Source organism: Pseudomonas sp. Ant30-3 (assembly GCF_000690905.1).
Lineage (GTDB): Bacteria > Pseudomonadota > Gammaproteobacteria > Pseudomonadales > Pseudomonadaceae > Aquipseudomonas.
In genome coordinates, this window is sequence record NZ_JMCL01000132.1 from 1 (window position 1) to 9,337 (window position 9,337).

6 protein-coding genes and 6 pseudogenes are annotated in these 9,337 nt (G+C 57.1%); 7 read left to right on the top strand and 5 right to left on the bottom strand.

The genetic code is table 11. From position 1 onward, the window contains the following. The 4 genes and pseudogenes from DU29_RS01000000130480 to DU29_RS1000000133420 all read left to right on the top strand — a co-directional run. A pseudogene (locus DU29_RS01000000130480) lies at nucleotides 1-504 on the top strand (IS110-like element IS1492 family transposase); the annotation flags it as partial. 312 nt (nucleotides 505-816) lie between these two features. Then, a pseudogene (locus DU29_RS1000000132645) lies at nucleotides 817-1,432 on the top strand (IS1595 family transposase); the annotation flags it as partial. 347 nt (nucleotides 1,433-1,779) lie between these two features. Further along, nucleotides 1,780-2,775, top strand: a complete 996-nt coding sequence (gene xylS / locus DU29_RS0125995) for a XylDLEGF operon transcriptional activator XylS (RefSeq protein WP_011600770.1) — start codon at nucleotides 1,780-1,782, stop codon at nucleotides 2,773-2,775. Nucleotides 2,776-3,007: 232 nt separating this feature from the next. After that, nucleotides 3,008-3,162 (top strand): annotated as a pseudogene (locus tag DU29_RS1000000133420) (group II intron reverse transcriptase/maturase); the annotation flags it as partial. Between the two features lie 23 nt (nucleotides 3,163-3,185). Here DU29_RS1000000133420 and DU29_RS01000000130485 read toward each other — a convergent pair. From DU29_RS01000000130485 to DU29_RS1000000133820, 4 genes and pseudogenes are all read right to left on the bottom strand, one after another. Beyond that, a complete protein-coding gene (locus DU29_RS01000000130485; protein ID WP_004575896.1) occupies nucleotides 3,186-4,817 on the bottom strand; it encodes a recombinase family protein in 1,632 nt (543 codons plus the stop codon). Continuing rightward, nucleotides 4,814-5,392 (bottom strand): recombinase family protein, encoded by a 579-nt coding sequence (locus DU29_RS1000000133085; protein ID WP_004575895.1) that lies wholly within the window; start codon nucleotides 5,390-5,392, stop codon nucleotides 4,814-4,816. Before DU29_RS1000000133085 ends, DU29_RS01000000130485 begins: the two co-directional genes overlap by 4 nt. Then, nucleotides 5,385-5,549 carry a hypothetical protein gene (locus tag DU29_RS1000000133425; RefSeq protein ID WP_157404863.1) on the bottom strand — a complete coding sequence of 55 codons (165 nt, stop codon included), beginning with the start codon at nucleotides 5,547-5,549 and terminating at the stop codon, nucleotides 5,385-5,387. Before DU29_RS1000000133425 ends, DU29_RS1000000133085 begins: the two co-directional genes overlap by 8 nt. Nucleotides 5,550-5,658: 109 nt before the next feature. Next, nucleotides 5,659-5,916 (bottom strand): annotated as a pseudogene (locus DU29_RS1000000133820) (DUF5372 family protein); the annotation flags it as partial. On the opposite strand from DU29_RS1000000133820, the pseudogene DU29_RS1000000133615 reads away from it, so the two are divergent. Further along, nucleotides 5,862-6,026: pseudogene (locus DU29_RS1000000133615) on the top strand (group II intron reverse transcriptase/maturase); the annotation flags it as partial. The pseudogenes DU29_RS1000000133820 and DU29_RS1000000133615 sit on opposite strands and share 55 nt — an antisense overlap. Nucleotides 6,027-6,593: 567 nt before the next feature. Here the strand turns inward: DU29_RS1000000133615 and DU29_RS1000000133620 are convergent. Continuing rightward, nucleotides 6,594-7,690 (bottom strand): annotated as a pseudogene (locus DU29_RS1000000133620) (recombinase family protein); the annotation flags it as partial. A 669-nt stretch (nucleotides 7,691-8,359) separates the two neighbouring features. On the opposite strand from DU29_RS1000000133620, the gene DU29_RS1000000133435 reads away from it, so the two are divergent. Together DU29_RS1000000133435 and DU29_RS01000000130500 are read left to right on the top strand one after the other, a co-directional pair. Continuing rightward, complete coding sequence (locus DU29_RS1000000133435) at nucleotides 8,360-8,536, top strand: hypothetical protein (protein ID WP_236645659.1); 177 nt, start codon at nucleotides 8,360-8,362, stop codon at nucleotides 8,534-8,536. A gap of 394 nt (nucleotides 8,537-8,930) precedes the next feature. Then, the coding region (locus tag DU29_RS01000000130500) for a Rieske 2Fe-2S domain-containing protein (RefSeq protein WP_033050980.1) at nucleotides 8,931-9,337 on the top strand (407 nt) is incomplete at its 3' end.

A 9,337-nucleotide genomic window follows, 5' to 3' on the forward strand; every position in this document is an offset into this window, starting at 1 on the left:
CGGTGCATGAGTGAACTGTTAGAGCACACCAGCCATATCGAGGACCGCTTGGTAGAGCTTGATAGAGCAATCAGCCAGATTGCTCGTGAAGATGATCGTAGCCGTAGATTGCTGCAATTGCGCGGGGTTGGCTCGACCACGGCGAGTGCCTTGGTTGCCAGTATTGGGGATGGGCACGACTTCAGAAATGGTCGCCAAGTGGCTGCATGGCTCGGACTGACGCCGGGTCAGTACAGTAGCGGTGGAAAGCAGCGTTTGGGGAGTATCACCAAAGCCGGGGATGCCTATTTACGGAGTCTACTGGTGCTCGGGGCTCGATCTGTAATGGCCAACCTGGGCGATAAACAAGATCCATTTAGTCGCTGGATCCGCAATCTGATTGAACGTCGCGGTTACTGGCGTGCGGCCGTCGCGATTGCCGCCAAGAATGCAAGGATGGCCTGGGCCGTCCTGCATTACGGCGACACGTTCAAGCTTGAGCAGGTAGAACCAACTGGTGCGTAGGCCCTGGCTTCCTATTGCTCAACTTTTAAGGCGTCACGGTGGAACCATGAGCAGATAAAAAGAAGATCAATGTGCACTGCCGTCGTTGATGTGAAGCGGGTTGGACCTACGTGGGGTATACCTGAAAATCGTATGGGGAATTCAGTCCCGGTTAGCGAACGAGGTCCTCACGTGCGTCTTTCATCAGGGTCCGAGCCATCAGCTCAATATGACCGTTTGTAGTACCGCAGTCCTTCACCTTCTTACGTCGATCCGGCACGCGCAGCAGTAGACAACTAAATCGCTATTGCGCTTGCGCTCAATGGGGAAGCCCTTGTAGTACGTAAGGCTGCTCGGGAGTCTGGAGTGGATCGCACCACCTCATTCTGCTGACGCCACCGGGATGTTGGCGCTTCCAGCCAGCGAAAACGATACCGAACTGGAGAATATCGTCGAGGCTGACGAGACCTACTTCTTGGAGTCCTTCAAAGGTCAGCGTGAGCTGCCACGCCAGGCCCGACATCGTGGCGGATGAGCCAAAAAACGCGGCCTGTCTGTCGAGCAAATCCCGGTGCTGGTCGTCCAGGATCGGCAAGGCAAGCATTATGATGCTGTCCTTCCTAAGGTTGATAAACAGACGCTAGGGAGCCTGCTGCCGCAATTGCTGCCCCCTGAGTCGGTGCTATGCACCGATGGTGCTGGCGTATATCTCGCAGTTACCAAGGCAGAAGCAATCGCGCATGAGCCGTTGAACCTGGCGCAGGGTGCGCGGGTCAGGCAACGCGTCTTTCATATCCAGCATGTGAACGCCTACGACTCGCGCTTGAAGCAGTGAATGCGCCGCTTCAATGGCGTAGCCACCTGCTATTTACCCAATTACTTGGGCTGGCGGCGATTACTGGAACGTGCTGGCAAAGATCTCAGTGCCGAGACCTGGCTCCGGCATGCCCCATGGGATAGCCCACGGCGAACGCGAACAGAGCCTAAATTTATTGGGTCAGTGAGAAAGATCAACCGTGACATAGGACAGTGGTAGAGAAAAATTTAGGTGATTATAGAGCGTCGGAGTGCTCCTTCTTAGTCGCTTTCCTAACGCTGGCCGCTATATTATTCTACGCAGCCGATTTGACCGGGCACTATGGTGCTTCGATGGCGGGGGCTGGTCATTGGCTGACCGTTGATCGGCTCGCGTCATGGCTTGGGCATATTGCGAGTATCAATGGAGTGTGCGAGGTGGGCAGCCTAGGCCTTGAGTTCCTCGTAACCCACATAAAAAATATAAGAGCACCGTGAGTTATGGATTGTCGCTTGTTGAACGAGAAAAGTCGGATCTTCGTCAATGCCGACCCCTACTTCGTCTCCGACTACGTTAACCAACATGTCGGTTCGCACTGTATTCGCCTGCCCAAGAGTGGGTGCCCGGAAGCCAGCCTGAACCACAGCACTTTCGGCAGCCTTGATCTGTGTCGAATCAGCTATGGCGGTAGCGTAAGGGTGACCTCGCCAGGCTTGGAAACCTGCTATCACCTGCAGGTACTGCTCAAGGGCCATTGCCTGTGGCGTGGCTATGGCCTGGAGCACTATTTTTCGCCGGGTGAACTATTGCTGATCAATCCGGATGACCGAGCGGACCTGACTTATTCGGAGGATTGTGAGAAATTCATCGTCAAATTACCCTCAGTGGTCCTCGATCGGGCATGCAGTGAGAGCTATTGGCACAAGCCGAGTGAGGGTATCCGCTTCACCACGCGACACAACCTGCAGCAACTCGATGGCTTTATCAATCTGCTTGGGCTGGTTTGTGACGAAGCGGAGCATACAAATTCGATGCCTCGGGTCCAGGAATACTATACGGGGATCATTGCTACCAAGCTGCTCGAGATGCTGAGCAGCAATGTCAGCCGCGAGACCTTCAGCGAAGGTTGCCCGTCCTTCGAGCGAGTCGTTCAGTTCATTGAGGACAATCTCAAACAGAGCATCAGCCTTGAGCGACTGGCGGAGCTGGCGCTGATGAGCCCACGCTCGCTCTACACTTTGTTCGAGAAGCATGCTGGCACCACGCCGAAGAACTACATCCGCAACCGCAAGCTCGAGTGCATACGCGCCCGCTTGAGCGATCCCAATGCAAATGTGCGTAGTGTCACCGAGATGGCCCTAGACTACGGCTTCTTTCATACGGGACGTTTCGCCGAGAACTATAGGAGCACTTTCGGCGAGCTGCCTTCCGACACCCTGCGTCGGCGCAAAATGAAGTGGCTTGATCCCGAGGAGAGCCTGCCCCCACTCCCTTGACTGGGCGTTACTACAGGCGAGGTTCTGATCCCTACGCTAAGGGCAACAACTGGTGCTGAAAATGATGATGGAATTGCGTCAAACGCTCGCGCAGGGCAGTATTCATTCGGCGGGTGTGGTTGTTGATTTGAGACCACAATCATGCCTTCGATGGCGACCCCCGCTCCACTCTTTTTGCGCCGTTGCTAGCAGGCAGAAATTCACTCGCGCTGGGGTGTTTTGCAAGAGCCTCGTTCTGAATGCGATTTATGAAGAATACTTTCTAGGGTTCTCGTATGGGTTTCGACCGGGACGTAGCCAGCACGATGCGCTGGATGCGTTAACGGTCGCGCTCAAGGCCAGAAGGTGAACTGGATATTGGATGCGGATATCACGTCGTTCTTGGATCCTGCATAACAATGCCCTTTGGTTTATGAGGTGTGTTCGAAGAGGTCAGGCTGATCGTCGACCGCCTTGATGCGCAAGCCTTTGCGGCGTCCGTGGCAGACCAGGACAGCGTCGAGTTCGCCGCGCTTTACACGCTGCAACACGGTTTGGCGGGTGACGCCGAGTAGCCTGGTTGCATCCTGCATCACGACGTAGCCTTCTGGGCTGTGCTCGACGAAGCGGCTTCGCAACGCGTCAGTGATGCGAATACGCCAGGGTGCGCCAGGCGTCGTTTGCTCCCCGGCGATGAAGCCGTCGTTGACCCAGCGGTGCAGCGTGGACGGCTCTGTACCCAGTACACGGGCGGCCTGGCGAATTCTGAGCAGCTCACCGTCGGGAAGCTCGGCGGATCGTTCGAAACAGGGAATCTTCCAATGACGCCGCAGGTTGCCCACGAGGTTCTGGTTGAAACGCAGGCCCCGCGCGGTCACACGGCCTTGGGTGTTGAGGATGCCCGCGATGGTCGCATCGGGATAGTGCTGCGCCAGTCGACGTACCAGGGCGATGGTGTCTTCGTCGGTGCGAATGGTGGCCGGTCGCGAGCGCGGCAACGCAACGTCGCATTCGGTGAGCTTGCCGCCGCGCCAGCGTAGCTTCAGCTGCGCTCGGTATTGTTCGCGATGCACGGTAATCGAAATCTCCTCGAGCAGCGTGCGCAGCAATTGCTTCCTGTCGCGCACGGTGAGGGTCGGAGCATGCCACAGGCGTTGGAGATCCTGGCCGAGCGCGAGCAGGCGGTGTCGTTCCTCCGCGCCCAAGGTGCGGGGACGCAGTTGTTCGCGCCGGGCAAGTTCCTGCTGCGCTTGTTCGAGTTCACGCAGCTGTGTCTCCCATTGTGTTTCAAGTCCGCGCGCCACCAAACGGTTCTCAGGATCCACGGCACGGTAGCGTCGCTCGGCAAGCAACGCTTCGTAGTGCGCCCGTTCCACGGTCAGTCGCCACTGCGCGAGCGCGGCGTCGTGGTCGGCTTCGAGGCGTTCGGCGGCGCGTACAGCCGCTGCAACGCCCGCCGGCTCAACGGCCTGCAGGAAGGCCTGCGCAACGGCGGCGTCAATCTGCAGGCCACCAATATTGAGGCAGTAGACGCCACGACCATTCTCGATGCCTTTGTTCGAACAATGGTAACCCGGCGTCTGATTCGTGCCGCGGTAGTGGGTTTTAAGCGACCGGCCGCAGTGGCCGCAGATGGCCAGGCCTTGCAGCAAGGCGGCACCTTCCCTCACGGCTCCCCCTGCTTCATGGGGCCGGGGCTTGGTATTTGCAGCCAGACGCACTTGGTTGGCCTCATAGGTTGCCCAATCGATATAACCTTCATGGTGCTCACGGATGAGCACGGCCCATTGCGATTGAGGTAGACGCCGCAAGCGTGTCTTGAGCGTGCCGTGCTCATCGACATAGCGTTCCGTACGCGTCTTGCCATAGCAGTAGGCTCCCGCATAAACCGGGTTGGTGAGCACATTGTAAATGGCGTTGTAGGTCGGTGCGACCCAGCGGATTTGCTCGTTGCGGTTGAATTGCAGAGGGAACGATAAGTTCTCGGTACGCAACCACAGCCAAACACGGCGGGCCGAGCCAAACTCGTTAAAACGTGCAAACACGGCATGTAGTACGCTCACGACGGCTTCATCGGGATGCAACCTGACTTCGCCGTCGGCCTCGCCCCACACCAGTCCGGTCGGCAGACCCCGGCGCAACTCACCTCGAGCAGTCTTGTTGCGAATGCCGCCGTCCAGACGCGCGCGCAGAATGTGCAGTTCGGCCTCGTGCCCTTGAGTCCAAGCAACAGGCGATCGTTGAACAGCGCGGGGTTGTACACGCCGTCGGCATCGCCGATCAGCGTGTCGGTCATGGTGCACAGGTCGAGCAGTCGGTACCAGTCAGCGTTATTACGCGCCAGACGGAAGACCTCCAATCCTAGAATAATGCCGACGTGACCGAGCGCGACTTCGGCGGTCATCCGCGCGAAACCGCCCCGGCGAGCGGTGCTGGCCCCCGAGAGTCCCAAATCATCGTCGACAACATTGATCTGCTGCTGGGACCAGCCGAGGCCAGTCGCCCGTTGTGCGAGCGCGTACTGGCGTTGCGTCGATTCCCGGTTGTGCTCTACCTGACTGGCGCTGGACTGTCGAATGTAGACGAACGCCGCACGCTGCAAATGGCTGGAACCGATCTTGTTGGCAGTGTCACTCATCAGCGCTCTCCCTGTGGGTCGGCTCGTTGCCCGTCACGACCTTCGCGATCGCTTGAGCCAGCCTGTCGATCACCGCTTGGCGTGTTGTTTCGTCGAGTTGTTCCCACAGACTGTCGTCGTCCGGGGGCAGGTCTGCGAGGGTTAGGTTCAGTTGCATCGTTGCTCTCCTGTTCCGTCTGGCGCAGCAAAGCATCAATGATCAGGCGAGCGTGGAGTAAGTCGGCAAGTGAGCCAATCGCGTCGGCCACCGAGGCCTTGGGAACCTCGTCGGAACCGACGACAAAATCGGTCCAATTGACGGGAATCAATCCGCGTGACTCATCGGGAAAAATCAGTAGAAGGTGCAATCGTCCGGCGCACTGCCTTCGGTTAATGACCTTGAGGCGTTGGCCTTCGAACGGGTGACCCGTTCGCGTGATGACGACCGATTCAGGAGCGTCGTGGAGAGGGGTAGTCTGTCGTGGTTTCCTTTGATGAGATCGACCATGAATGGATGCTGATGTTTCTGGGGCATCGGATTGCAGACCGACGCATGCTCGGACTCATCTGTAAATGGCTTCAGGCGGGAGTAATGGAGGATGGCCGTAGGGTGGCTGCGACCAAGGGAACTCCCCAAGGCGCAGTGATTACGCCGCGTACGATCTTGCATACTTTTTTCTCTGGTGCCGGAGCCAGTCGACGTCTCGCTGGCGTTGAACCCGGGATCCGGATCAACCCGGAACACCACCAAAATCTCGTCTTTGTGAATCTCGACGCGTTTGACCAGACCGCGGATGATCTCCCGCTTGGTGACGAAATCGACAGTGCCCAGTCGGTCATGGACAGCCGCGGCAAACTCTTCGAGACGATTAATCACGAGAAACAGCTCGCGCTGCCCCACCTGATGACGCCGTGAGTCCTGAATCTGCTGATCAAGCTGCTCCAGACGGCTCTTCAAGTGCCGCATCTTCGGATCAAAGTCCATTTTGTCGATCATACCCTCGGCATAACTATCGATGAGCCGCGACCTGCCTTTGTCCAGCTGCAGTCGTTGTCGTTCCAGTGCGGCCGTATCAAGGTTTGTTTTTTCTTTTTCTTCGAGGATTCCCAGCCGACGTTCATATTCATTCTTTAGCCTTCCAGGGTGGGCGAGCAGCTCAACAACCTGCTGCCACACCAGTTCATCGAGACGGTCCGTTCGTATTTGCTGATTGTCACAGACGCGTTCGCCACCAAAGCGGTAGGCATCGGTTCCAATGCAACGATAATAGGCATAGTCCCGACGTTGGACTTTGGCCGCTGCCTTGCTGACCTTTTTACCGTAATAGGCGTAGTGACAATGGCCGCAAACGGTCAAGCCCTGAAGCAGGTAGACCGCACCATGACGGCGCTGACGAGTCGCTTTGCGATTCTCAGCAAGTTGCTCTTGAACCGACTGAAACAACCCTTCGCTGACAATCGCCGGTACGGCTATCTCGATCCACTGACTCGGATCGGTACGTACGGTGGAGTAGCCCTTCCTGGACACCTCGGCACTGTGGCGTTGTGCGCGTATCCGAGGTAAACGATCACGCGCCTGTGTTTTACCGAAAGCGGCCCGGCCCATGTAGGCTGGATTTTGCAATATTCCCCATACAGTGCTGCGATCCCAATACGGTTTACCTGAGGCGGTGACGGTGCCGGTTGCCCCAAGGCGTCGCACCACTTCGCCGATGCTCAGTCGCTCCATCCCAATCCATTGAAAGATGGTTCTGACCGTCGCCGCTTGCGGCAGGTCGATAACGTACTGTGCGGGTGCGCCATCAAGTTGCTTACGAATGTAGCGATAACCGTACGGCGCAGTCGACAGCACATTGATGCTGCCGCGTCTGGCGCCATGAAGCTTGCCGCGACGATGGCGCTCCATGATTTTGGCACGCTCATATTCCGCGATCATGCCCTGCATCTGCAGCAGCAACGACTCCTCTGGCGTGACGCCAATGGCATGATTGAGGAACACGACCTGTACGCCGCACGCCGATAGTTCTTCCATCAGCAAGGCCTGGTGAGCATATTTTCGCGACAGCCGTCTGGGGACAGGACGTAGAGACGTTCCACCAGGCCAAGTGCAGCGCGGTCTCTGAGCCGTTCCAATTGTGGGCGAATCAGCGTCGCGCCGCTGACGCCTGCATCGACAAAGCGCATGTCCTCAGCAACGTGGGCACCATCAGCCACGATCCGCTCTGTCAACGCGGCAATCTGGCTTTCAATCGTGCCGCGTTTAGCCTGTTGATCAGAGGATACGCGAGCATAGAACGCCACCATCACAGCCTGGCTCATTGTTCACCTCGCTTGGCAGCACGATGCTTTGTCACAGAGGATTGGGGTTGTGGCAATTCTGAGGAACCGCGCGCATCTGTCGGTTTTAGCTGCTCGTAGACCCTCTCGAGCTGCTCACAAGAGAACCGATTTGGCTCGAAAGCCAGACGAATATGCCAGATCCGCGGTTTTCGGCTCATGACTGAAGTGACGAGAACAATCTCGACGTCGGGGCATCCTGCATACCTCGGAGCAAAACTCTCCCTGGCAATGCGCAGCCCCCAGTTTATCCGAGAGTTTGCTCTATTGTTGCCGGCGTTATTTCACCGTTGCTTGCCAACATCTACCTGCACTACGTGATGGACTTGTGGATCAGGCAATGGCGCGAGCGTACTGCACGAGGTCAGATGATTGCTGTGCGATACGCAGACGACAGTGTGCTTGGGTTTCAGGACGCAATGGCAGACTCAGCAGTTTCTGGAGCAGTTGCAGGTACGCTTGGCCAGGTTTGGCTTATCCCTCAATGCTTCGAAGACACGGCTGATTGAGTTTGGTCGTTTCGCTGCAAAGAATCGCAGGCGGCGAGGGCTAGGTAAACCGGAGACGTTCGACTTCCTGGGGTTCACACACTGCTGTAGTGCCAACAGAAGCGATGGCTTTCAAATACTGCGACCGACGGTAAAGAAGCGAATGCGTGTGACGTTGCTGGCCATTCGGGATGAGCTGAAACGCCGACGTCATGAGCCTGTTCGGGTCGTGGGTCAGGGGCTTACCCGGGTGGTCAGCGGATACTTCAATTACCACGCGGTGCCGGGGAACCTGATACGTCTGGACGGTTTTCGAGTGGCGGTATGTCGTCTATGGTAGCAAGCCCTCAAGCGAAGCAGCCAGCGTAACCGACTCCAGTGGTCACGCTACGGACGCCTTGCCGACTGCTATATACCAAGGCCCAGAACTGCTCATCCTTACCCAGAGGAGCGCTTCGCGTCACGTACCTGAGGCAGGAGCCGGATGCGTAGTTCCGCACGTACGGATCTGTGCGGGGGGGGCAGGTAACTGCCATCCCTACCGCGACCGAAGGGCGAACTGCCATAGTCGTTTTCCTGTTGCCGCTCGTTTCCTGAGAGGCCTGTGGGCTATATCGGCTGCAGTTTTCAGGACTTGCAAGAAACGGATACAGGAGTGCAAAAAATGGCTATCTCTAGAAAGGCCTAGCTCTTAGGCTTTATGCAACTGAAACAATAATAATGGAGGCACGAAAATGAACCTGGGTCTCGACTATATTGATAGCCTCGTTGAAGAAGATGAGAATGAGGGCATCTACCGCTGCAAGCGCGAGATGTTCACCGACCCTCGGCTGTTCGATTTAGAGATGAAACACATCTTTGAGGGTAACTGGATTTATCTCGCCCACGAGAGCCAGATTCCCGAGAAGAACGACTACTACACCACGCAGATGGGCCGGCAGCCGATATTCATCACACGCAACAAAGATGGTGAGCTCAATGCCTTCATCAATGCCTGCAGTCACCGCGGCGCCACGCTCTGTCGCTTTAGGAGTGGAAACAAGGCCACCCACACCTGCTCGTTCCACGGCTGGACCTTCAGCAATTCGGGCAAGCTGCTCAAGGTCAAAGACCCCAAGGGCGCCGGCTATCCGGACAGCTT

What these genes read in the sequence shown, in the direction of transcription:
- xylS (WP_011600770.1), top strand. Translation starts at nt 1,780, where the DNA reads ATGGATTGTCGCTTGTTGAACGAGAAAAGTCGGATCTTCGTCAATGCC.
- DU29_RS1000000133085 (WP_004575895.1), bottom strand. Translation starts at nt 5,392, where the DNA reads ATGAGTGACACTGCCAACAAGATCGGTTCCAGCCATTTGCAGCGTGCG.
- DU29_RS1000000133425 (WP_157404863.1), bottom strand. Translation starts at nt 5,549, where the DNA reads ATGCAACTGAACCTAACCCTCGCAGACCTGCCCCCGGACGACGACAGT.
- DU29_RS1000000133435 (WP_236645659.1), top strand. Translation starts at nt 8,360, where the DNA reads ATGCGTGTGACGTTGCTGGCCATTCGGGATGAGCTGAAACGCCGACGT.